The organism is Psychrobacter cibarius, from assembly GCF_016107535.1.
In the GTDB taxonomy this organism is placed as follows: domain Bacteria; phylum Pseudomonadota; class Gammaproteobacteria; order Pseudomonadales; family Moraxellaceae; genus Psychrobacter; species Psychrobacter cibarius.
Map to the genome: position 1 here is coordinate 150,387 of NZ_JABASQ010000004.1, position 22,092 is coordinate 172,478.

The window sequence follows — 22,092 nt, forward strand, 5'->3', positions numbered from 1 at the left end:
TTTTTTATGGGTTAAAGCAGGTCTCAATTTCATTTGGTATCTAGCGTTATTGAGATCAAATGTTGATAGCAATAATGCTAGATAGTCATCATATCTCAGCAGGCTTGGACATATCGATATCTTTGCTAGATATTTGTTTATAAGTAATATCCAAAATCTCTTGGCACCATTCTGGCAAGTCGTCAGCGACTTCATACCACATCCACGTACCGTCGCGAACACAGCTTAAAATACCGAGTTTCTTTAAATGGTTCAGATGACGCGATATCGTTGGCTGTGGTTGATCTAGTATTTCTACTAACTCACCAACACAGCGCGATTCTTTGTTAAATAGAATTTGAAATATTTTTAAGCGCGTCGGGTCAGATAAGACTTTAAATAACTCGATAGGTCGTATCGTAAAATTATTATCAGACATAGAACAATTCCAATTGGGCTTTGTTAATAGGGGTTCAATATAACAGCAGTTATCTACAAAATCGATTAAAAAATGGGCTAAATTACAGTTCGTCGTTAATTTACTACCTTTCATCATATTCGGTTACACGCACGCTTATATTCACTTACATCAATTAACTGCGTGCAATATAACTCTACTTTCATGACTGTACTTTTATACCAATAATATATCAAATGCTATTGCAAATGATAATAGTTATCGTTATTATATATCAAGCCATAAAAATGACCGTGAATATCAAGACAAACACTCTATTCACCATTTTTATCATCAATGCACTAAATTTATGAGCAATAAAAGCAGTTACCGAATAGCGGTATTCAGAGGAGCCAGACCATGTACGTATGCATCTGTAATGACGTAAAAGAAAAGCAAATCAAAGCAGCCATTGCTTCAGGTATCGATACCCTTGACGGTCTAAAAGATACCCTCGATGTTGCGACTTGCTGTGGCTGCTGCGAACCGATGGTTAACGATTACCTAGATGAGTATCATGCGAGACTCGATGTCTTGGCTTACGCTGTTTAAGCGTTATCAAACCAGAGATTTACTACCCAGCTGTTCATCACCTCATTACACCAATATCACTAGTACGCCTCGATATCACATACATTCAATATTCCGCACTTATCCTTTGGTCATTATACATAAAGGGTAAGTTGCGAGCGTCCATATAACTTTACCTATACACCTACTACAATGATATTGAGCATCATTAGCAGCCATTATTGTGATAAACCAGTGACTACTAAAGCTAGTTAATTATGATTCTCAATTAGCATCTTATTCTTAGTTCATAACATTACAAGCTGTATAGAGCCTATATGCTACTATATCTGTCTCACGTTGTAAGACGTTTTGTTGATTTTGATCTTTACTGATCAGTTTACCAATAGTACTATCCTTATATGGATAATTATGAATGTATGGTGATCTGTAAAATATAAATAGGGGAGTATAGGTTATGATAGGTAGCCCAAAAGTCATTGATTATTTGAATTTTTTGTTAGGCGGTGAGCTTGCTGCCCGTGACCAGTATTTTATTCACTCAGAAATGTATGCTGAGTGGCATTATGGTAAATTGTACGACCGTATCCATCATGAGATGGCAGATGAGACGCTACATGCCCAATCTATTATTCGCCGTATCCTAATGTTGAGCGGCACACCGAAAATGACGGTCAATGCCATCAATATCGGCGCGACAGTTCCTGAAATGCTGCAACTTGACCTTGAGCTAGAGTATCAAGTACAACAGCACTTAAAAGACGGTATTGCTCTTTGTGAAGCAGAGCGCGATTATGTCACGCGTGAGATGTTGGTAGAACAACTAAAAGACACTGAAGAAGATCATGCGCATTGGCTTGAGCAACAGTTGCGCTTAATTGAGATGATCAGTCTGCCCAATTATCTGCAAAGCCAAATGGCTGAAGTCACTCCCAATCTTGTTTAATGTCACGAAGATATGAACAATAACCATAGTATTTAGCATAAATAACGACATGAAAGGGAGAGAGATAATGAAAGGGGATAAAGAGGTTATTCGCGCTTTAAATAAAGTGCTCGGACAGTCATTGATTGCCATCAACCAGTACTTTTTACATGCGCGCATTGCGCGCCATTGGGGATTAGAAGCCCTTAATGAGAGTTTCTACAAACAATCCATCGCTGAGATGAAATGGTCTGATGAGCTGATTACCCGAATTTTATTGCTAGGCGGTTTACCAAATTTGCAAGATTACGGCAAGATGTTCATCGGTGAAGATGTGCCAGAGATTATCGAATGCAATTTGCGCTTAGAAAAACAAAAGTTCGAGATCATTACCGATGCTATTACTCTATGTGAAACAAAGTCTGACTATGTGTCACGCCAGCTATTGGTGACGCTAAAAGATGGTAATGAAGAGTATCAAGACTGGTTAGAGACTCAAGAAGACTTGATCGAAAGCGTTGGGGTTGAGCGCTATATCCAATCACAAATGGATGATGACGCGCCTTAATGGTTCATTATTGATGCAATGAGCCGTACTGTGCTCTAAAAATGCCAGCGTGTCTTGTGGTTTATAATCACTTACATGTTGGCATTTTTATGTCTCATATTTGACAACGCGTGCTATCAGCACTGCTGACAAAAGCAACGCTTAATCAATATTTTTTCAAACTCTTTATTCAAAATCTAAATATCAGCGGCTCAGTATAAGCCGCGCCCATCTTCGGGCTTAAGTCGTAAGAAGTACAGCCCCGAGAGAATGGTCAAGACCCCAAGTATCCAATAGGTGGTTTGAAACGCTGTCAGCGTATCCATTTGTAGGCGCTCACGTAACAGCGTCAGTACCGCTGCCCCAAAAGCAATACCGAAACTAATCGCTAACTGCTGATTGACCGCCATCAAGCTATTGCCGCTACTGGTTTGAGCGCCTTCTAAATCACCGATAGTAATCGTATTCATCGCGCTGAATTGCATAGAATTACAAGCGCCCATTATGGTCAAAATAGGGATAAACCATAACCACTGTGAGGCATCGGTAAACTGTGCCAACACAATGATGAGAGTGCCCATCAAAAACGTGTTGAAGACCAGCACTTTGCGATAAGTATAACGCTGAATAATTTTACTGACCCAGGGTTTAATCCCGATAGCACCGACTGCGATGGGCGCGAGTAGCCAACCTGCCTGCGATGGTGAATATTCAAACACCACTTGCAGCAACAGCGGCAGCAAAAACGGTACAGCGCTAATACCTAAGCGCGTGAATAGGTTACCAGTGATGCCAATACGAAAGGTGCGAATGTCAAACAAACTCAAGGGGAACAACGGTGCTTGACGACGCTTGGCGTGCCAGATATAAGCGCCGATCAATAAACTGGCCACCAAACTAAGCAGCAACCCATAAAACCCTCGACCAGTCTGTGAGCCGAACTCTACAGCAAGCGTAAACCCACAAGCAGCGGCGGCAAACAATAAAAATCCTGTCCAATCAAGCCGCTTGGTATCCTCAAATAGTGCGGGAACCAGTTTTTTGCCCATGATAAAACCAAAAATGCCCATCGGTATATTGATCAAAAATATCCAATGCCAACTGGTATATTGTACGATATAGCCACCTAAGACCGGTCCTACTAGCGGTGCTACCAAAGCAGGAATTACCGCAAAGTTCATGACGGTCAGCAGCTTATTGCGTGGGTAGGATTTGACCAATATTAAGCGAGCCACAGGCGTCATCATCGCCCCGCCAATACCTTGTATAACCCGTGAACCAATCAAAAAATCCAACGTTGGTGACGCAGCACATAGTAGTGAGCCAATACAAAAGATAATAATCGCTGCCAAAAATACTCGGCGCGTGCCGTATTTATCCGCCAAAAAACCACTGATGGGAATAAATATGGCCAAAGTTAGCGCATAACTGATCACCGCCCACTGCATTTTTAATGGAGACTCACCCAGCGCCTGTGCCATCTGCGGTAATGAGGTATTTAGTATAGTGGCATCCAAAATTTGCATAAATAGCGCCACCGCTAGCACATAGGGCAAGTATTTATCTTGTGTCGGGGTTAGCGTTACCATGTAAATCTCATTAGATATCCCATCATAAAATGAACAAAATAGTCTATTGACGACTAATTCGCTATACCAACCGAGTAGTATAAGAAAGACTCAATCATAATAAAAGGGAATCAAAGTAACGGCTGGCGGTTGAGGTTATAAAATTCTGTGCTTAGAGGTAATAATATTAACACTGCTTACAAGAGAGGGCTTTAATATCAGGGTTGGTTATCGTTATAGTAAACCCTCGCTAACGACTTAAGCCAATAGATAAGCAATACAGCCAATCTCATCTCAATCATATGAGATGGAATTGACTACCGACGATATAAGTAGAAGCATCAACAATACGATAAAGATAAACTGAGGATATATTATGAGTCAGGAAAATAACAAAGCTTGCAATCATACCGATGGGCAAAACGATAAATATGTCCCGCCAAAGGTTTGGACGCAGGACAAAGAAAACGGTGGTAAGTTTGCCAGTATCAATCGCCCAACAGCGGGTGCGCGCTATGAGAAAGCGCTGCCAGTAGGCGATGCGCCATTACAGCTGTACTCATTGAATACGCCAAATGGCGTCAAGGTTAATATCCTGTTAGAAGAGCTTGCCGAGATTGGTGTTAAAGGTGCTGAATATGATGCCTATAAAATTGATATCTCTCAAGGAGAGCAGTTTGGTTCTGGCTTTGTAGCAATAAACCCTAACTCAAAAATTCCAGCCTTGGTTGATCATTCTGCCGATATAGCTGGCGAGCCGATAGCGCTTTTCGAGTCTGGTGCTATCTTGATGTATCTGGCAGAAAAATTTGACCAATTTATGCCTTTGTCACTTGGCAAAGCACGGGCAGAGTGTTTGTCTTGGGTCATGTGGCAGATGGGTAGTGCGCCTTTCTTAGGTGGCGGCTTCGGACATTTTTATGCTTATGCACCTGAACCGCTAGAGTACCCGATCAACCGCTATACCATGGAAACCAAACGCCAGCTCGATGTGCTGGATACCCATCTAAAAGACAGCACATATATGTGTGGCAACAACGAAGCCGATTATAATATTGCAGATATGATTATTTGGGCATGGTATGGACAATTGGTGCTTGGAAAGCTTTATGACGCTGCCGAATTCCTGCAAGTTGATGACTACAAGCATGTAAAGCGTTGGGCACAGGCAATTGCTGAACGTCCAGCCGTTAAGCGTGCCGTAGACTTGTCATTAAAGCCTATTGACTAAACCTATCGATAACATACGCATTAATAAAATCAAGGCTGATAGGCTATTTGCTTATCAGCCTTGATTTTATCCGACATCTTGCTATTCTATATTCATATATGGTTATATTAAAATAGAGATATACTTACCTGTTTACACAATGATACATTAGTACAACAGATAGAAACCTTAGTACGTTAAGATAGCTTGAGTGCCTCAAGCAGATAGCACCTTAATAAGCGGGTATTTGTACTGCTCATTTAATTGGCTCAATACCATTGGGATACCAGTAAGGCGAATAGAGCGACTTATAATAGACTGAGTAAGTCACACAGAATATTTGATTGAAATAAGATTGACTATATTGATGGATAATGATTATGAAGGATGATAACCGTAAACGGATCAACTTCTCACGACAGGCGATGGCTAGCGAATTAAAAGTTATTAATACTAAACTCAGCGCCATTCATAACGATCAACAGATAGATGCTAATCGATACTCAATATTGCAATACAAAGCCAACTTAACCACCCATCCTAAAAAAATAAAAAAGATACTCTTATTGATGATAAAAAATAAAATACGATTACCTATGTTTGCTGCTATCAGCGCAGCTTTATTTAGTACAGCGACGATGGCCAGCAATGGCGTTGAATTTACCAATCAAGACTGGCAAGTAGTCTGCGACAATACCCGTACGTGCCGGCTGGCAGGCTATCAAGCAGAAAACAATAGTGAATTTCCTATATCGGTATTGCTCATACGCCGTGCAGGCGCAAATGCTGGTGTGGATGGCAAGGTAAAGCTGGGCGGTGCTAAAGAAAGCTCATCTAAAGCCTTGATGCAACTTGGCAATCGTCATCGTATATCGTTGTTCATCAATGGTAGAGACTATGGCGAAACCAAGCCGTTTTCAACTGCAGCAGGTAATGCTGATCTGACCCCAACACAAGTCACAGCGCTACTAGAAGCACTGACTAAGTCAAGCAAAATTGAGCTAGTGCTACGTAACTCACGCTGGCAACTCTCTGATAAAGGGGCTAGCGCCGTCATGCTCAAAGCAGATGAAGCCCAAGGTCGAGTAGGGACATCATCTGCCTTTATCAATACTGATGGTGCCGCCAAATCAAATAGCACTGTATTGTCACCCAAGTCCGCACCAAAACTGCACTTTGTGGCGCCCAATCCGAAAGCCGTCGCTAGTGACAATAGAAAGTTTGTGATGAAATCGTCGCAGCTAGCGGCGCTGATGAAAAGTACGATGAAAGATGCGGATAGTGACTGTCCCAATCTATCAGATAAATCACCATGGCGTGTGAGCCGACTGAATGGCTCACAGCTGTTGGCACAACACGATTGCTGGACAGGTGCTTATAATACTGGTGCAGGTATCTGGGTCATCAATGACAGTAAACCTTATAAACCGACATTGGTAACCACCAACGCCACTGGCTATGATAAGGGTAAAATCACTTCCGTACAAAAAGGTCGCGGCATTGGTGATTGTTTAACCAAGACTGATTGGGTATGGACAGGTAAGGCATTTGAAAAAAGCCATGAAAGTACCACAGGACTTTGCCGTATGATTGAAGCGGGCGGTGCGTGGCAGCTGCCGACGTATGTCACTGAAGTTAAAATGGTGCGATAGCCGCCAATAATACTGCTGATTGTCTTATTACTCAGCATATTGAATGCGTACATCTATAAGTAATTTTGCTTTATTTACCGAGAAATTTAATAAATAGCTACATATAATATTTTATTGTGCTATACTGCGTCGCCACGTTAGCTTAGGCTTTCGTGAATTATGAGATTGATAACATCGCCTGCGATTTTGGGTCTAGGATGACCATAAGTAATTGTTGCCGATGATTTTGTGTACTTGAATAACCTGTCATGAAAATAGCAGTTATTTTTGACTCATATCTTATCTACCGAACCATAAATGTGGTTTAAATTGGTTGTTATTCGCGATTATTTGCTTTGGACAAAGCATTAATAATACGCTTATATCAAACAAGGATGAGACACTCGGCACTACCACCAAAATACGTCAGACAGCACGAACGCATTTATTGTAGAGGCTCTAAGCTTTATTGGCTTGGCTTCTGATTATCGACACTTACATGTGGTCCGGTAATTCTTTAATAAAGGCAGCGTGGTGAACGGTTATCAGTGGTATGCATCAAGCTTGCTGAATTTACAGCAACTTATACTTACCAAGGATTCTCATGACTGATATTTTATCTGCAATCGCCGCTGAAAACGGCATCATCGAAAACACTGACACTCCAAATACTGATACTAATAATCAAGCGGCTACTACTGACGCGACTGATGAAGATCAAATTACCTTTGCTGAACTAGACATTGCCAAGCCGATTTTGACCGCGCTTGATCGCAGTGGTTATACCAATCCAACCCCTATCCAAGCACAAGCGATTCCTTTTGCTCTAGCAGGTCGTGACTTACTATTGTCTGCGCAAACCGGTAGTGGTAAAACAGCGGCATTCGTTATCCCTGTACTTGACCGTTTAAGCCGTGCCACTAGCTTTGATAAACTAACTAAAGCCCTTATCTTAACGCCAACGCGTGAACTTGCTCAGCAAGTACATGATAGCGTACGTACTTATTCTAAAGATATGCGTGGTCTATTCTGCGTACCTTTAGTTGGCGGCGCACCATACAATGGTCAGATCACTGCGTTGAAAAAAGGCGTTCAAGTTATCGTTGCGACCCCAGGTCGTCTACTTGACCATATCAATGCTGGTCGTGTTGACTTATCAAGCCTAGAAATTTTGGTCCTTGATGAAGCTGACCGTATGCTAGACATGGGTTTTGCTGATGACATCAGTGACATCCTTCGTGCCGCACCAATTGATCGTCAAACGATCATGTGTTCTGCAACTTGGGATGGCCCAGTAGGTAAAATCGCTGCCAGCTTCACTAAGAACCCTGAGCGTGTATCAATCAAAGTAGAATCTGCACACATCGAAGAAAAAGTGTACTACTGTGATGATTTTGATCATAAAAACCGTTTGCTTGACAAAATCGTTTGCCAGCAAGATATGGAACAGATCATTATCTTTGCTGCTACCAAACGTAGCACTGAAAAACTGGCCAAACAGCTACAAGAAGCAGGTCATAAAGCCAGCTTCCTACATGGTGATTTGCCACAAAGCAAGCGTAACCGTATCGTTCAAGACTTGCGTAATGGTAAAGTTAAAATCCTAGTAGCGACTGACGTTGCTGCTCGTGGTCTAGATATCCCAGCTATCTCGCACGTTATTAACTATGATCTTCCACGTCAGACTGAAGATTACGTCCATCGTATCGGTCGTTGTGGTCGTGCTGGTCGTACTGGTATCGCTATCAGCTTATGTAGCATGGATGATCGTCCACAGCTAAACGCTATCAACCGTTATTTAGATCGCAAAATGGAAGTATGTATCATCGAAGGCATGGAGCCTAAGAAGACTTATGTACCTAGCGAAAATAAAGGTAATGGTCGTGGCCGTGGTCGCGGTCGTTCAAACGGCGGCGGTGGTAATGGTCAAGGCCGTGGTCGCGCGGGTGGTGGTTATCAAGGTAATCCTGCTAATGCTCGCGGTCGTTCAAGCGACAGCTCATCAACTGGTCAACGCGCTAGCAATGACAGCGGTTATCAAGGTAAGCCACGTGACACGTCAGGCAAGCCAAATGAGCGTTCAGGTGGCAAGCCGTATCAAGGCAAGCGCACTGGTGCTCCTAGCCGCGGCGATAGCACTGGCGTTCCACGTGGTGAGCGTGCTGCAACAGGTCGTGGTCGTCCAAGTGGCAGCCAAGGTCGCCCAGCAGGTCGTTCTGACAGCCGTGGTCAAGGTCGTCCAAACGGCGGCAACCGTGGTAACAACTCGTAATACTGTTATATTTGGTGATTAAAATTATTAATTACTTGATCGCCTAAAGATAGCACTAAAAAGCCAGATACTCGTTATCTGGCTTTTTTGTGTTTATTCGATCGCTGCTTGCGCGTTTTTTTCGCCTTGTCTATACTAACAAGCTTTTATTCATCGTGTGCTGCGGAGCTATTTGATGCCCGATATTTCTCATTTAACTATTGATAGCCTGCCATTGGCTTTTGGCATCATTATGGCCATTATCGGTTTGGTTTTTTATACCCAAGGATTACCCGGTAAATTCTGGCAGCGCTTTTATGCGGTATTGCCGGGTATTGTGCTGTGCTGCTTTATCCCTGCAACGCTTAATAGTTTAGGCGTCTTCGCTGACGGTATCGGCTCACAGATTTATGGCTTTACTGCCACGTATCTGTTGCCAGCAAGTTTGCTGTTAATGACCTTATCGATGGATGTACCGGAGATATTGGGGCTAGGCTGGAAAGCCATCGCCATGTTTTTTGCTGCTAGTATCGCGATTATTATTAGTGGTCCAATAAGCTTAGGTGTCGCTAAATGGATATCGCCTGAGATGTTTACTGATGACACGCTATGGCGTGGGTTTTCGGCGGTGGCGGGTAGCTGGATCGGCGGCGCGGCAAATCAAGCAGCGATGAAAGAGTTGTTTGGCGTCAGTGATGATTTATTTGGGATGATGATTTTGGTCGATACCACCAATGCTTCATTATGGTTATTGGCTATCTTGGTATTGGCGAAGCATAGCGATAAGATAGATAGGCTATTGAGGGCAGACACCAGTAGTATTGATAAAGTGATTAAGGCGGTTGAGAATTATGAGCGTGACAATGCTCGTCCAGCAACTTTAAATGACTTGATGGTGATGTTTGGCTTATGCTTTGCTATGGTGGGTGTCGCACACTTTGTTGGTGGGCAAATTGCAGGGTTTTTTGCGCCCTATAGCTGGGCAGTACAATATAGCTTTGCCAGCTCATTCTTTTGGATGGTTGTGATTATAACCTTGATAGGGGTTATTTTTTCCTTTACCAAGATTCGTAGGCTCGACCATGTGGGCGCTTCCAAAATTGGTACGGTATTTATCTTTATCTTAATTGCTGCCATTGGTATGCAAATCAATCTTGCGGGTATCGTTTCGCAATGGCGACTGCTCCTTATTGGTTTATTATGGATGAGCATTCACGTTGTCATTATCTTTGCTGTGGCTAGGATGATTCGTGCGCCGTTTTTCTTTTTGGCAGTCGGCTCCAATGCCAATACTGGCGGTGCCTCATCAGCACCCATTGTCGCAACAGCGTTTCACCCATCGCTTGCACCTGTGGGTGTGTTTTTGGGTATTATGGGCTATGCGGTGGGTACGTTTGGCGGGTATATCAGTACCCAATTGATGCGCTTGGTAGTGGGTTAGTATTTAGGTTATCCATATTCTGATAGCATTTTTTCCTCAAAAAACCTGCAATGATTGCGGGTTTTTTTATTATAAGGTGCCTAATGACTTAAGTTGTCGTTTTGTCTATCTATGCTATGGATATGTAAGCCTTGCCAAGCCCTGACATCAGTACGTGTTAACATTTGCACCACTTATAAAAATAACCACAAATTCGTTAGGAACAGTAGCGCTATGGCCCATTCAAAAACATTAGAAGAAAATTCAAATCAGACAGACACGGCGAAACATGGCTATCCTCACTATAACCGAGACATTATCCAAGTCAGAGGCGCACGCGTTCATAATTTAAAGAACGTCGATGTGGATTTACCGCGCAATGCCTTAGTGGTCTTTACGGGTATATCTGGATCGGGAAAATCATCACTGGCATTCGGTACGCTATTTGCCGAGTCACAGCGCCGCTATCTTGATTCAGTATCGCCTTATGCCAGAAGGCTCATCGATCAGGTTGATGAACCCGATGTCGATACTATAGAAGGGTTACCGCCAGCAGTTGCCTTACAGCAGCAGCGGGGTACGCCGTCAGTACGCTCGTCCGTCGGTAGTGTAACAACCATATCTAATGGTCTTCGTATGCTGTACTCACGAGCCGGAGAGTATCCCGCCGGCCAAGAGATACTGTATGCCGATGCGTTCTCGCCCAATACGCCAGATGGTGCCTGTCCCACGTGTTCAGGTATCGGCCGTGTGTTTGAGGTCACCGAGGATCTGCTGGTACCAGATAATACCAAGAGCATTCGCGAGCGTGCCATTGCGGCATGGCCACCGGCATGGCAAGGTCAAAACCTGAGCCGTATATTGACCACACTAGGCTATGATATCGATAAGCCTTGGCACACCCTGCCAAAGAAGACCCGCGACTGGATCTTGTTTACCGATGAGACACCAACAGTGCCTGTTTATCCTGAGTATGATATAGAACAGACACGGGAGGCAATTGAGAAAGGGGAAAAGCCAAACTATATGGGTACGTTTACCAGTGCCAAAAACTTTATTTTGCATTCTTTTGCCACTACTCAAAGCCCGCGCACCAAGAAACGCGTCTCGCAATTTATGCAGATATCCGAGTGTCCAGAATGTCACGGCAAAAAACTTAATAAAGAATCACTGTCGGTTAAATTTGCAGGACTCGATATCGGTGAGCTATCGCAGCTCACATTGACGGATATGGCCATCAAACTTGAGAAAACAGCACACACCAAAGTGGCAGATGACACACCAAACCGCGAAAAAGCCATCGTTGCCCAGCGTATTGCCAGTGATATTCTCTCTCGTATTGAGGCACTAACAAGGCTTGGTCTGGGCTATCTGTCGCTTGAGCGTACCACACCAACGCTATCGCCTGGTGAGCTACAGCGATTGCGATTAGCGACCCAGATTCGCTCGCAACTGTTTGGCGTGGTTTATGTCCTTGATGAGCCATCAGCAGGTCTGCACCCTGCTGACACGCAGGCGCTACTTGGGGCGCTAGATGAGTTGATCGCGTCTGGTAACTCGGTGTTTGTGGTTGAGCACGACGTGAGTGTGATTGGGCATGCTGATTGGGTGGTAGATGTCGGGCCACAGGCTGGCACGCATGGCGGAGAGATTGTCTATAGTGGGCCTGTAGAAGGGCTACGTGAGGTTGCGCAGTCGCATACGGGTCAATATCTCTTTGCTAACGACACGGCGAATCATCAGTCAAAATCTGACACAAGGCAACCGACAGCGTGGCTGAAACTCGCAAATATCGAGCGCAATAATATAACAGGCTTGGATGTTGAGTTTCCGCTTGGGGTGATGACTAGTGTCACGGGTGTCTCAGGGTCAGGTAAGTCGAGTCTTGTCAGCCAAGCATTGGTAGAGCTTATCAGTGAAGTATTGGGGCAAAAGACGGTTGCTGAAGCGCCTGTAGGTGAGGCAGATTTGCTTGAGCAAGAGCTTGAGACAGCCACTGGTGGTGAAATTGTCGCTGGCATGGAGCAAGTCCGTCGTCTTATTAATATCAATCAAAAGGCGATTGGGCGGACACCGCGCTCAAACCTAGCAACCTATACAGGATTGTTCGATGATGTGCGTAAGCTGTTTGCCGCAACTAAGCAAGCAAAAGCACATGGCTATGACGCTGGACGTTTCTCGTTTAACACCAAAAAAGGCCGCTGTCCAAATTGTGAAGGTTTGGGTTTTGTCAGTGTGGAGCTGCTATTTTTACCAAGTGTCTATGCACCTTGCCAGGTCTGTCATGGGCAACGCTATGACGAAGAAACACTTACCATCACGTATCGAGATAAAAACATTGCTGAAGTATTAAATTTAACCGTTGAAGCGGCTCATGAGTTCTTTGTTGATGAAGCGCCTATCTTGCGCGCATTGGATGCATTGCTGCAAGTGGGGCTTGGCTACTTACGTTTGGGGCAGCCCGCCACTGAGCTGTCAGGGGGTGAAGCACAGCGCATCAAGCTTGCCACTGAACTACAACGCACGCAACGAGGCGATACGCTCTATATCTTAGATGAGCCAACCACAGGTTTACATCCTGCTGATGTATCCATGCTGATGAAGCAATTAAACGGTTTGGTCGATGCAGGGAACACCGTCATCATGGTTGAGCATGATATGCAAGTAGCCAGTAATAGCGACTGGATGATTGATATGGGGCCAGGGGCAGGTGATGAGGGCGGGTTAATTGTCGCTCAAGGTACGCCAGAAGACGTGGCCCAATCAGAAGACAGTCGCACCGCACCGTTTTTATTGGTGTGATTTTATTGATGTGACGACCAGCCTTCAAATTGGGTCTAAGGGTGAAGGGTCTATCCCCAATAATTATCAGGGCATTTAGGCAATTCAACTAACGTGCGACGTAACGCATCTGACCATTGATGACGGATGGTATTAAAATATTCATCACGCTCATCAATACGGCGACCTTTGGGTAAGATTAAACTGTCATTTTCATAAAGCACAAAATCTATCGGCATACCGACTGATAGATTTGAGTGAATCGTGGAATCAAATGATAGCATCAAGGCACGTGCCGCGTGTCTTACATCCGTGTTATAGCTGACAGAACGATCCAAAATAGGTTTGCCGTATTTGCTTTCGCCCAACTGAAAGAAAGGCATATCTTCTGTGGCTTTGATGCAATTGCCTTCAGGATAAATTAGGTATAACTCAGGCGGATGTCCTTTAATTTGACCACCAAGCATAAATGAGCTAGTAAAAGCCCCATCGCGACTAGAATTAGCGACTGCTTTTGCATGATTCATAATATCACGCATACATTCGCCAACCATTTGCGCCGCATCAAACAACGTCGCTACCGTATTGAGGTTGCTCTCAGCACGCTGGTCAATGTCGTTTTGTAGTTTATTGAACACTGCCTGCGACGTCGCTAAGCTACCCGCTGTCTGTAGCACCATAAAGCGCTCGCCCTCAACGCTATACTGATATAACTTTTGACTCTAAGACTGCCATTATCGCTACACGCTCTGCAAACTGTGCTTCAGGAGGCTGCTCTCGGAACGAATAACTCAGAACCTTATGTAGAAATCGCTCAAATGTCAGCTCGTCCTCTGATATAGGTGATTCAGGTAACGGATCGGGTTGCTGGGATAATAAACAAAGCTTTTCGACCAAGCTTGGATCTTGTACCTGCCAAGCATGCTGAATTTGTTCGAACGACAGACTCATAGCGGTGTGCCTTAATAATAATGTAGTCAGCGAATGATATTTTGTAAGCACATAAAAGCCTATTTGATAATAAATATCAAAAACTTTTGTTAATTAAAAATAGAAACACGACATCTTATGACGCGCAAATGAACAAGTAAAACTGTGCGACACTAAATGACGCATACATATTAATAGTTACCACTATTGGATAAAGATTGATTGACAGCTTGCTTGAGACTGGGGCAGAATAGGGACGTTGTGAGATTTAGCGTTTCACCGTTTTCGGTGAAGGACGATGCTGCGTCCACGAGTCAAGCCATTGCATTTTACCCAAGGAAGACTGTTTCAGTCCTGCTAATGCACTAGGGGCACTATCTAGGTGCAGTCCAGTGAGTCTTCCATGTACCAGGTTATGAGGTAGATTAAACAACACTGAATGAGACATCGTTATGATGCTATTCAAAACACCAAACCCAAGTCAGTCATTATGTACTGGCTTGGGTTTTTTGTTGTCCTAATTATCATCGATGTACTTAAAAGTTAGATAGCTTAAGATATCGTTATTTTTATTAGATTATAGTGTGTTATTACGCGACGAGAGCTCTTTATGAATAGATCTCTTGCAAAAGTACCAGTTCATTGACTTCCACTGACGGAATTACAAGGGCTGACGATGACTTATGCAAGAAGTCTAATGATGATGCGGTAAAAGTAGAGATATACGAAAGTGCTGATGGACAGACTCGGATTGAGATTCGCTTAGAGCATGATACTTTGTGGCTCTCACAAGCACAATTAGCCACACTGTTTGAAAAGGACTCTGACACGATTGGTTTGCACCTAAAAAACATCTATAAAGAAGGCGAACTCGACCCCGAAGCAACTACCGAGCAATCCTCGGTAGTTCGTAAAGAGGGAAACCGACAAGTGCGACGCAACATTCGCTTTTACAATCTAGATGCCATTATTTCTGTGGGTTATCGGGTTAATTCTAAAAAAGGCACGCAGTTTCGTATATGGGCGACCCAGCGCTTACGTGAGTACTTGGTGAAAGGATATACGCTTAACCAACAGCGCCTTGATAAAAACTCCAATGAATTGCAGCAAGCGTTAAACCTTATCAGAAAGACAGCTCAAAGCCCTGAGTTGAATACCAATGAAGGGCGCGGCCTGATTGAAATAATCAGTCGCTATACACAGACGTTTTTGTGGTTACAGCGCTATGACGTTCAAATCGAGACGTTTGAGCTGAGTGTGAGTAACAAGGTTCATAACAATGTCTATGCTTATCTGAATGGTGATACCACCTTTGCACGTGATGATAAAGACAGCTCAGTACAGTTAGGCTTACAATATCAATTTTAAAACATAATGTATGGATGACAGTCTGCGCCGCTCAGTAATGTATTTATGAGCGGCGTTTTTTATACATTTTAATATAGTAATTATCATGGCGTGCTACTGGTTATCGCTATAATATACGTAGAACGGCTGGCCTATATACTAAGAAGAATAGGGATAAAGTGTATGTTTGACATCATAAAAGACTGGCGCGAGCAGCGCATATTGGACAACAGTGAGTTTACTCATGCTGACTGGCTGCAAGCGGCTCAGCGTATTGTGATACTTGATCGGTTAAATGAGGACGAGCTAACACGCTTGTTTGAGCTGGCGACGCTGTTTTTGGCGGATAAGTCAATCACGGGCGCACAAGGTTTTGAGATTAGCGATACGGTGCGGCAATCCATCGCCTTGCAAGCTTGCTTGCCTATCTTAAACCTTAGCCTTGAGTGGTATGCTGGCTGGTCAGCCATTATTATTTATCCTAGTTCCTACAAGAGCGAAACCACCACTGTCGATGAGCTGGGCATTGTCCATGAGGGCAGTCAGCACCGTAGCGGCGAAGCATGGCTGCGCGGCCCCGTTATTCTGTCGTGGAAGGATGCCAAACACTCAGGGGAGCGCGACGGTCATAATGTCGTCATTCATGAGTTTGTGCATAAACTTGATATGTTAAATGGTCGTGCCAACGGCTTTCCACCGCTACAAGTGGATATGAATCCTGCGCGCTGGACTGAAATTATGACACGAGATTTTGAGGATTTTCAAAGCCATCATAAATCAGGTCTTGATCGTTATGGCGCGACTAATCCTGCGGAGTTTTTTGCGGTACTCAGTGAGGTGTTTTTTGAGACGCCGCAAAAGCTGATCGATGCTTACCCTGATATTTACGACATAATGATGAAGTTTTTTCGCCAAACACCACTTTAATCAAAATCATTAATAGTCACTATTAATGTTCGATAATGAATATATAGGCATGAAAAAGCAATAAAAAAGGGCAGTGCATAGGTTTTATGACACCGCCTTTTTTTTGCTTATTTTTCATTTAAGTCTATGTTTTTATAGATAAAAATTATTTAAGTTGTCCATTGCTCATTCACAATAGCGACCAAATAGCGTTTACCTTGATATTCTTCAAACACTAAACGCATGATACGCCAATCCATACCGGAATATTCCTCTGAGCCTTTATGATAAAACTCGACAACCTCTGAATTGGGATAAATTTTCTTTAGGTTGTTAATCATATTCCCACTGTGTTGGAACTCATTAATACTGATATTGGCATTGTTAAATTGGCTAGCATCAATCCACGTGTCTAAATATGTAGGTAGTGGCGTGACGAGTAGATCGCCCGTACCGTCTTTTTCACCCCAAGTAAAACGAATTTTGGACTGTTGCAAATATTGGGCGAATTGTTCACGGCTAAAGACTTTATCCGTCTCAGGACGCACATAGGCATACATCGAAAAACGGACGCCACGGGTCGGATGAATATCATTGGTGATGCGAGCGAAGTCTTTATTCGCAAGCGCGCGCTGAATACGTAAGGCTTGCTGCTTAAGGGTTTGCTGACTGATATCGGAGACAACGGGCGTTGATGAATGGCCGTTAGATTGATTTGGAGTGGCTATATTGGATTCAGCAGAAGATTGACAGCCAGTTGCTGCTAGCGCCAAAGCCAATGCGCCGCCAACGGTTAATTTAGATGAACGGTCTTTGAAAGTAGATAATAGGGTCATGAAGCATCCTTATCGCAGTGGTTTTCGAAATATACGTTACTGTGAATATAATTGGGCAAATTTCACAAGATTACTAAGCAAAAATTTATTATTTAAAAGTTATTAAGTAATAGATCGTTTTTAGTAGATAAACCGGAATGATACGATAATACAGCAGAGTCATAATATGGTTATGATGTAATGGTTTATAACACTTATATCATTGAAGCTCGTAGAGAACGCCATGCCAACACATTATTCACTGACGCTGCTAGCTATGGGACTGATAGCAACCAATTTTGCTATAGCTGATATAGCAGAGTCAACTCAGACTTATGCAGCCATAAAAATAGCGACCATTAGCAACATGTATCAGCAAGACGTCAACAATCAAGGCATGGATAATCCGGTCGTATTGCAACAGTATGCCGACCCAGATCTACAAGCCGCGATGCAGATTGAGCAAGACTATTTTGATAGAGAGCAAATATCTTGTCATGTTGATTATGATGTATTGTGGGATTCGCAAGATCCTGATTATACCCAAGACAAACAGTTTTCGATGACTGACCAAGGATTGGTGCAAGTGAGTTTGGCACATGGCAGCAATGTTTATTATGAGTTGTCATGTAATGGTACCGATGACGATGCTAATTGCCGAGTGGCAGATGTGATTTTAGATGAAGATGGCAAGTCTTTTCGCAAGCATTTACTAGAAACCTGTCGCTAGCCAATGCTGAGCATTATTTTTATTGATACCTAAATATAAAAAGTTATAAACCCTGAATAAAAATCACAGAAATAATCATGAGAGCTTATAAATGGCACTGTATAAAACTATGAGCCTAACTTCTAAAGCCATTGGTTTGTTTTCGCATAATGTATATTATGTTAAACTAGAGCTACCGTACAATAAGTTCATGGGATTATGATTATATGATAAACCCTTATTAAGGTTGGTTGATGATTGATTAATTCTCATACGTACTAACTATTCATAAAGTCATCTTCATTAACACTGATACAGTTACTAGCTAAGCTTTCTTAAGGAGTCAATGTACAGAGCTATCACTGATCCTATTATATTTGTAATCGAGCTTAACGTATTGAGCCATGTCGCTAGTTAACCTATTTGATAAACTTGTTCTACTCATCATTGTTAAGTTTACTACCTTCATACGGCACAATAATCCCTCTGAATAATCTGCCATTCCTAATCATCACCTAATCACCAAATTACTCATCAATCGATTGTTGGTAGCTTAGCCGACTTCCTCATTAATGCGAATGTGCTTGAACTACGTTAGGTACAGAAATATTCGCCACCAAGTGACAATCTCAAAATAGAAGCAATAACCTCTCTGGATGACTATTACTCTATATCATTGATAAAAACGTATACAAGCTCTGACAATGATCCTATTTGGCATCTCAGTGAGTCCAAGTCTAGATACACCTTATAGCTGCTATTATCATAGCTAACCAAGTTGTAATACGTTTTTATTGAGAGTCACCGAAAAAGCCTTTTCAGATTAGTACAATATTCATTGGTCTTTTCTAGCTTCTCTTGCTCTTTCTGAAATATCTTAATCTAAAGCATTGAGTTGATACCTTCCAAATTTGCACAGAACAGCACTATCACCCTGATTAAGGTATTCTGTGCGAGTACAGGAGCACGGTTTTTCGTGCAAGTATGTCAAAGGACTCTATTGCCAATAGCAAACAGCACTCTTACTTTTAATCTATGTGAAGTTTATTCCTTCAAACGCCATATATATCAACAAAAAAAATAGCTTACTCCTTCTTTCTCCACTATACTATAATCATCCCCAAGTGAAGGTTGGGGATGATTATACTTTAAAACCTTTCATTTAAAGGGTTTTGCAAAATAACTAATGAATAACAGTGTCCATGTTAGTGTCCAATAGCTATCTGTATTTCTCAGAAGACGCTTTTCAAGATTTATAAAACGTGCGCAAAGATTGCTCTAAATCTAAGTATAGAGTTAATAGATTAACATTCACAATTTACCTAGCTTATAAAACTGACGGATGTACATCATGACTGTCGATAATTTAAATGATATCAATAAACTTGAATGCCGAGATAAAGATTACTCGGTCAGTGTCTCAGGTATCGCGGGTTTAAGTATTCGTACTTATCCAAATGGTAAAAAGGAATACTACTTACGGTACGCTCATCCGCATATCGATGGTAAGCGCCCTAGAATGATGTTAGGTAAGGTCGAAGATGTCAGTCTATATGAAGCTAAGTATAAAGCAGAAACTATACTTAGCACGGTCGCACAAGGCTCCGACCCTAAAGCCATTCATAAAAAAGAACAAGTCAATAAGTATGCTCATCTAAAGAACGCCACATTTTCTGAAATCACACAAGCGTGGCGAGATCACAAAACGTCAAGTCGTCACCATAGTAAATCTAGAAAGCGCGCGTTTAGTGACTCAACCCTTAAATTTTGGGATTTATGTCTAGGATATATGTGTCGTGAGATTGGCGACTTAAGAATGAACGATATCACAAGCGAGATGATATTGAGTGTATGTGAGGCGATTCAAAACAATGAAAATCAAGCAACCTTCGTTGGTGCAAGCACTAGGCTTTATACCGAAAAAGTCTTCTCATTTGCTGTTGCAAGAGGATTATGCGATAGAAATGTAGCTATTGATACACGTGGCGAGCTCGCACCTGCCAGTTCAGGCAACCACTTACCAGCCATTACCAAGCCTGATCAGTTTGCTACCCTCCTGAACGATATGTCCCATTTCAAAGGTGCAAGTAAAACCACATTAGAAGCGATGAATTTACTACCGTATGTCTTTGTGCGTAGTATCGATTTGCGGTCTATGCGTTGGCAAGATATAGATTGGGATAATAAGCTATGGGAGTTTTCTCCTACTAAAGGCGAAGGTCGTGATGACATGGTATCTCATTTAGTTGTACCACTAGCCACTCAAGTAATTGAGCGCTTACGAAAAATACAAGCAATCACAGGTCACAAAGAACATGTATTTGCATCGATACGTGTCTCAAGCAATCCTTATATTAGCAAAGCAACACTAGTACAAATATTTCATAGGCTTGGCTACAAAGATGTGCAATGCGCTCATGGATTTCGAGCATCAGCTAAAACCTTACTTATGGAGCAACCTGAGTTGCGTTATTCAGATATCGTGACCGAGCTGCAATTAGGACATCGAATAAAGGATACGCATGGCGGCGCTTATAACCGATTAGATGAAATTGATACTCGAATACTGATGATGCAAGATTGGGCTGATTATATAGATAAGCTCCGGGGTTCAACGTAATACTTACTTTACGTTAATAATATACCTATTAGCATTCACAATGCACAATAAGCCCTTTGCATAGCATCTCATTCCCAGTCATCACATAACAACCAAAACACCCTAACATTCTATTGTTGGTAGCCTAGATATTGGAATTTCTGCAACCTCGCGCTTGTGATCAACGACCAATCTGACGGCTTCTAATCTCCGGTATCTTATCTGCATGAGCTCACTTCATGTACTGACAAACTCTATAGCCTCAGTTTAATTATCCAGTTTTACCAAACAGTCAGAATTAATATCAGCAATCGTTTTGGCACCAGTCAAGGTCATTGCGACGCGTATTTCTTTATCTAGCAGTTCTAACAAATTGCTTACCCCTGCACCGCCATCCGCTGCTAAAGCATAAATAAAAGCGCGCCCTAGCATGCAAATATCAGCGCCCAAAGCCAACATACGCACAATATCTAAGCCATTACGTATGCCAGAGTCGGCTAAAATTTTAATCTCTCCTTTAACCGCATCGGCAATAGGAGGCAGCGCCCGTGCACTGGATAAAACACCGTCCAGTTGTCGCCCACCATGATTGGATACGACTATGCCGTCTGCCCCAAAACGCACCGCATCTTTGGCATCTTCTGGGTCCAAAATACCTTTGATGACCATAGGCCCATCCCAGTACTCGCGAATCCAATCTAAATCTTTCCAAGAAATAGAGGGGTCAAAGTTATTACCTAGCCAGCCTATATAGTCTTCCAATCCTGTTGTCTTGCCTAAATAAGTAGAGATATTACCCAGATCGTGCGGACGGCCATTCAGTCCTACATCCCATGCCCATTGCGGATGCATCACAGACTGGAAGTAACGGCGCATAGCGGCATTTTTACCGCTCATACCAGAGTGCATATCTCGGTAGCGTGCCCCTGGTACCGGCATATCCACCGTGAAAACCAAGGTCGAACACCCCGCCGCTTTGGCACGCTCCAAGGCATTTTTCATAAAACCTCGGTCCTTTAATACGTAAAGCTGAAACCACATTGGACGGTTAATTTTAGGCACTACTTCCTCAATCGGACAAACCGAAACTGTCGACATGGTAAACGGAATGCCTTTTTGATCGGCTGCCATAGCGGCCTGCACTTCTCCGCGGCGGGCATACATACCTGTCAGACCTACGGGTGACAACGCGACAGGCATAGACAGAGTTTCATTAAATAACTGCGTCTCGAGACTAAGCTGTGACATATCATTCAGTACACGTTGTCTAAGGGCAATTTTTGATAAATCTTCAACATTATGTTTTAAGGTATATTCCTCATAAGCACCGCCATCTATATAATGAAATAGAAATGGTGGCAGTCGGCGCTTGGCAGCAGCCCTGTAGTCGTTTGGAGATGAAATAATCATACGCTTGCCCTTATTCTGTTAGATATCTATGTAATATTTTTGAATCTCTAATTATTTATTGATTAGTGCTAAACGA

At 42.8% G+C, this 22,092-nt stretch carries 19 protein-coding genes; 12 read left to right on the top strand and 7 right to left on the bottom strand.

Going from position 1 to position 22,092, the window contains the following annotated elements:
* Positions 1 to 88: 88 nt before the first annotated feature.
* Positions 89 to 418: an ArsR/SmtB family transcription factor gene (locus JFC08_RS04875; RefSeq protein WP_045456178.1), complete on the bottom strand. Its 330-nt coding sequence runs from the start codon at positions 416 to 418 to the stop codon at positions 89 to 91.
* Positions 419 to 796: 378 nt separating this feature from the next.
* Between JFC08_RS04875 and JFC08_RS04880 the strand changes: the two genes are divergently transcribed.
* The 3 genes from JFC08_RS04880 to bfr (JFC08_RS04890) all read left to right on the top strand — a co-directional run bounded on the left by JFC08_RS04880 (position 797) and on the right by bfr (JFC08_RS04890) (position 2,460).
* Complete coding sequence (locus tag JFC08_RS04880) at positions 797 to 988, top strand: (2Fe-2S)-binding protein (protein ID WP_198329921.1); 192 nt, start codon at positions 797 to 799, stop codon at positions 986 to 988.
* Between the two features lie 436 nt (positions 989 to 1,424).
* Positions 1,425 to 1,913, top strand: coding sequence for a bacterioferritin (bfr, locus tag JFC08_RS04885; protein ID WP_045447320.1), 489 nt, complete (start codon positions 1,425 to 1,427; stop codon positions 1,911 to 1,913).
* 67 nt (positions 1,914 to 1,980) lie between these two features.
* Positions 1,981 to 2,460, top strand: a complete 480-nt coding sequence (bfr, locus tag JFC08_RS04890; RefSeq protein ID WP_198329922.1) for a bacterioferritin — start codon at positions 1,981 to 1,983, stop codon at positions 2,458 to 2,460.
* A gap of 191 nt (positions 2,461 to 2,651) precedes the next feature.
* Here the strand turns inward: bfr (JFC08_RS04890) and JFC08_RS04895 are convergent, their stop codons facing one another.
* Complete coding sequence (locus tag JFC08_RS04895) at positions 2,652 to 4,028, bottom strand: DHA2 family efflux MFS transporter permease subunit (RefSeq protein ID WP_198329923.1); 1,377 nt, start codon at positions 4,026 to 4,028, stop codon at positions 2,652 to 2,654.
* 355 nt (positions 4,029 to 4,383) lie between these two features.
* Between JFC08_RS04895 and yghU the strand changes: the two genes are divergently transcribed.
* From yghU to uvrA, 5 genes are all read left to right on the top strand, one after another.
* Positions 4,384 to 5,238 (top strand): glutathione-dependent disulfide-bond oxidoreductase, encoded by an 855-nt coding sequence (gene yghU, locus JFC08_RS04900; protein WP_045447313.1) that lies wholly within the window; start codon positions 4,384 to 4,386, stop codon positions 5,236 to 5,238.
* Positions 5,239 to 5,597: 359 nt separating this feature from the next.
* Positions 5,598 to 6,869 carry a DUF1176 domain-containing protein gene (locus JFC08_RS04905; RefSeq protein ID WP_227697648.1) on the top strand — a complete coding sequence of 424 codons (1,272 nt, stop codon included), beginning with the start codon at positions 5,598 to 5,600 and terminating at the stop codon, positions 6,867 to 6,869.
* Between the two features lie 583 nt (positions 6,870 to 7,452).
* Positions 7,453 to 9,120 (top strand): DEAD/DEAH box helicase CsdA, encoded by a 1,668-nt coding sequence (gene csdA, locus JFC08_RS04910; protein ID WP_198329924.1) that lies wholly within the window; start codon positions 7,453 to 7,455, stop codon positions 9,118 to 9,120.
* A gap of 175 nt (positions 9,121 to 9,295) precedes the next feature.
* Positions 9,296 to 10,540, top strand: a complete 1,245-nt coding sequence (locus tag JFC08_RS04915) for a DUF819 family protein (protein WP_198329925.1) — start codon at positions 9,296 to 9,298, stop codon at positions 10,538 to 10,540.
* Between the two features lie 213 nt (positions 10,541 to 10,753).
* Entirely contained in the window at positions 10,754 to 13,321 is a 2,568-nt protein-coding gene (uvrA, locus tag JFC08_RS04920) for an excinuclease ABC subunit UvrA (protein WP_198329926.1), read from the top strand.
* Positions 13,322 to 13,371: 50 nt separating this feature from the next.
* On the opposite strand, the gene JFC08_RS04925 is transcribed toward uvrA, so the two are convergent.
* From JFC08_RS04925 to JFC08_RS04935, 3 genes are all read right to left on the bottom strand, one after another.
* Positions 13,372 to 13,980, bottom strand: a complete 609-nt coding sequence (locus JFC08_RS04925; protein ID WP_198329927.1) for a proteasome-type protease — start codon at positions 13,978 to 13,980, stop codon at positions 13,372 to 13,374.
* Positions 13,981 to 13,999: 19 nt separating this feature from the next.
* The gene (locus JFC08_RS04930; protein WP_193007391.1) at positions 14,000 to 14,251 is read right to left on the bottom strand and encodes a hypothetical protein; all 252 of its coding nucleotides are present in this window, start codon (positions 14,249 to 14,251) and stop codon (positions 14,000 to 14,002) included.
* Positions 14,252 to 14,498: 247 nt separating this feature from the next.
* Positions 14,499 to 14,678 carry a hypothetical protein gene (locus JFC08_RS04935; protein ID WP_198329928.1) on the bottom strand — a complete coding sequence of 60 codons (180 nt, stop codon included), beginning with the start codon at positions 14,676 to 14,678 and terminating at the stop codon, positions 14,499 to 14,501.
* Between the two features lie 194 nt (positions 14,679 to 14,872).
* Here JFC08_RS04935 and JFC08_RS04940 point away from each other — a divergent pair, with 194 nt between their 5' ends.
* Complete coding sequence (locus tag JFC08_RS04940; protein ID WP_238048435.1) at positions 14,873 to 15,598, top strand: virulence RhuM family protein; 726 nt, start codon at positions 14,873 to 14,875, stop codon at positions 15,596 to 15,598.
* Positions 15,599 to 15,760: 162 nt separating this feature from the next.
* Complete coding sequence (locus JFC08_RS04945) at positions 15,761 to 16,504, top strand: M90 family metallopeptidase (RefSeq protein ID WP_193007393.1); 744 nt, start codon at positions 15,761 to 15,763, stop codon at positions 16,502 to 16,504.
* 149 nt (positions 16,505 to 16,653) lie between these two features.
* On the opposite strand, the gene JFC08_RS04950 is transcribed toward JFC08_RS04945, so the two are convergent.
* Positions 16,654 to 17,319 (bottom strand): hypothetical protein, encoded by a 666-nt coding sequence (locus JFC08_RS04950; RefSeq protein WP_198329929.1) that lies wholly within the window; start codon positions 17,317 to 17,319, stop codon positions 16,654 to 16,656.
* Positions 17,320 to 17,542: 223 nt separating this feature from the next.
* Between JFC08_RS04950 and JFC08_RS04955 the strand changes: the two genes are divergently transcribed.
* Both JFC08_RS04955 and JFC08_RS04960 read left to right on the top strand, forming a co-directional pair.
* Positions 17,543 to 18,028 carry a hypothetical protein gene (locus JFC08_RS04955; RefSeq protein WP_227697649.1) on the top strand — a complete coding sequence of 162 codons (486 nt, stop codon included), beginning with the start codon at positions 17,543 to 17,545 and terminating at the stop codon, positions 18,026 to 18,028.
* A gap of 1,330 nt (positions 18,029 to 19,358) precedes the next feature.
* A complete protein-coding gene (locus JFC08_RS04960) occupies positions 19,359 to 20,627 on the top strand; it encodes a tyrosine-type recombinase/integrase (protein WP_198329930.1) in 1,269 nt (422 codons plus the stop codon).
* A gap of 246 nt (positions 20,628 to 20,873) precedes the next feature.
* On the opposite strand, the gene lldD is transcribed toward JFC08_RS04960, so the two are convergent.
* Positions 20,874 to 22,016, bottom strand: coding sequence for an FMN-dependent L-lactate dehydrogenase LldD (lldD, locus tag JFC08_RS04965; protein ID WP_193836978.1), 1,143 nt, complete (start codon positions 22,014 to 22,016; stop codon positions 20,874 to 20,876).
* Between the last annotated feature and the right edge of the window lie 76 nt (positions 22,017 to 22,092).

Bases quoted from the DNA above. Each gene is read 5' to 3' on its own strand.
- JFC08_RS04875 (WP_045456178.1), bottom strand. From the start codon at position 418: ATGTCTGATAATAATTTTACGATACGACCTATCGAGTTATTTAAAGTC.
- JFC08_RS04880 (WP_198329921.1), top strand. From the start codon at position 797: ATGTACGTATGCATCTGTAATGACGTAAAAGAAAAGCAAATCAAAGCA.
- bfr (WP_045447320.1), top strand. From the start codon at position 1,425: ATGATAGGTAGCCCAAAAGTCATTGATTATTTGAATTTTTTGTTAGGC.
- bfr (WP_198329922.1), top strand. From the start codon at position 1,981: ATGAAAGGGGATAAAGAGGTTATTCGCGCTTTAAATAAAGTGCTCGGA.
- JFC08_RS04895 (WP_198329923.1), bottom strand. From the start codon at position 4,028: ATGGTAACGCTAACCCCGACACAAGATAAATACTTGCCCTATGTGCTA.
- yghU (WP_045447313.1), top strand. From the start codon at position 4,384: ATGAGTCAGGAAAATAACAAAGCTTGCAATCATACCGATGGGCAAAAC.
- JFC08_RS04905 (WP_227697648.1), top strand. From the start codon at position 5,598: ATGAAGGATGATAACCGTAAACGGATCAACTTCTCACGACAGGCGATG.
- csdA (WP_198329924.1), top strand. From the start codon at position 7,453: ATGACTGATATTTTATCTGCAATCGCCGCTGAAAACGGCATCATCGAA.
- JFC08_RS04915 (WP_198329925.1), top strand. From the start codon at position 9,296: ATGCCCGATATTTCTCATTTAACTATTGATAGCCTGCCATTGGCTTTT.
- uvrA (WP_198329926.1), top strand. From the start codon at position 10,754: ATGGCCCATTCAAAAACATTAGAAGAAAATTCAAATCAGACAGACACG.
- JFC08_RS04925 (WP_198329927.1), bottom strand. From the start codon at position 13,980: ATGGTGCTACAGACAGCGGGTAGCTTAGCGACGTCGCAGGCAGTGTTC.
- JFC08_RS04930 (WP_193007391.1), bottom strand. From the start codon at position 14,251: ATGAGTCTGTCGTTCGAACAAATTCAGCATGCTTGGCAGGTACAAGAT.
- JFC08_RS04935 (WP_198329928.1), bottom strand. From the start codon at position 14,678: ATGTCTCATTCAGTGTTGTTTAATCTACCTCATAACCTGGTACATGGA.
- JFC08_RS04945 (WP_193007393.1), top strand. From the start codon at position 15,761: ATGTTTGACATCATAAAAGACTGGCGCGAGCAGCGCATATTGGACAAC.
- JFC08_RS04950 (WP_198329929.1), bottom strand. From the start codon at position 17,319: ATGACCCTATTATCTACTTTCAAAGACCGTTCATCTAAATTAACCGTT.
- JFC08_RS04955 (WP_227697649.1), top strand. From the start codon at position 17,543: ATGCCAACACATTATTCACTGACGCTGCTAGCTATGGGACTGATAGCA.
- JFC08_RS04960 (WP_198329930.1), top strand. From the start codon at position 19,359: ATGACTGTCGATAATTTAAATGATATCAATAAACTTGAATGCCGAGAT.
- lldD (WP_193836978.1), bottom strand. From the start codon at position 22,016: ATGATTATTTCATCTCCAAACGACTACAGGGCTGCTGCCAAGCGCCGA.